This window comes from Nocardia aegles (genome assembly GCF_052545135.1).
In genome coordinates, this window is sequence record NZ_JBQWRI010000058.1 from 1 (window position 1) to 653 (window position 653).

General features: G+C 66.6%; 1 protein-coding gene. It reads left to right on the forward strand.

Annotation, left to right across the window (positions count from 1 at the left end; translation table 11 throughout):
* Positions 1-47: 47 nt before the first annotated feature.
* Positions 48-653, forward strand: a 606-nt coding sequence (locus ACT89H_RS29435; protein WP_445111930.1) for a DDE-type integrase/transposase/recombinase, incomplete at its 3' end; no start/stop codon positions are given.

Genomic DNA, 653 nt, shown 5'->3' on the forward strand with positions numbered 1-653 from the left:
CGGCCACCAAGCGCCGCGCTGTTGACATGCTCAAACAGGTGATGGGCATGTCGGAGCGGTTCGCGTGCAAGGTGGTTGGGCTGCACCGCTCCACCTATCGGCAGCTGCCGGCCGCGCAGACCCCTGCCGATCCGGATGCCGGGTTGCGGGTCTGGCTGCGTTCCTACGCGGTGAAACATCCGGGTCACGGGTTCCGTCGGGCGTGGGCGGCGCTGCGGTTCGATGAGGGCAGTGGGGTGAACAAGAAGCGGGTGCACCGGCTATGGCGCGAGGAAGGGTTGCAGGTGCGCGCTCATCACCCGCGTAAGCGGGCTGGCTGCTCGACTGCGCCCATGGTGGATGCGGATGCGCCGAAGGTGGTGTGGGCGTTGGACTTCCAGTTCGACTCCACCGTCGATGGGCGGGCGGTGAAGATCGCGTCGATGATCGACGAGCACACCCGCGAATCGCTGCTGCATCTGGTGGAGCGGTCGATCACCGCCGAGCGGCTGGTCACGGAGTTGGAGCGGGTGTTCACCGCCCGGGGCGGGCCGCCGCGGGTGCTGCGGATGGACAACGGGCCGGAAATGATGTCGATTGCGCTGCAACAGTTCTGCGTGAACAAGGTCGGGATGGTCTATATTCCGCCCGGCACGCCCTGGAACAACGGCTAC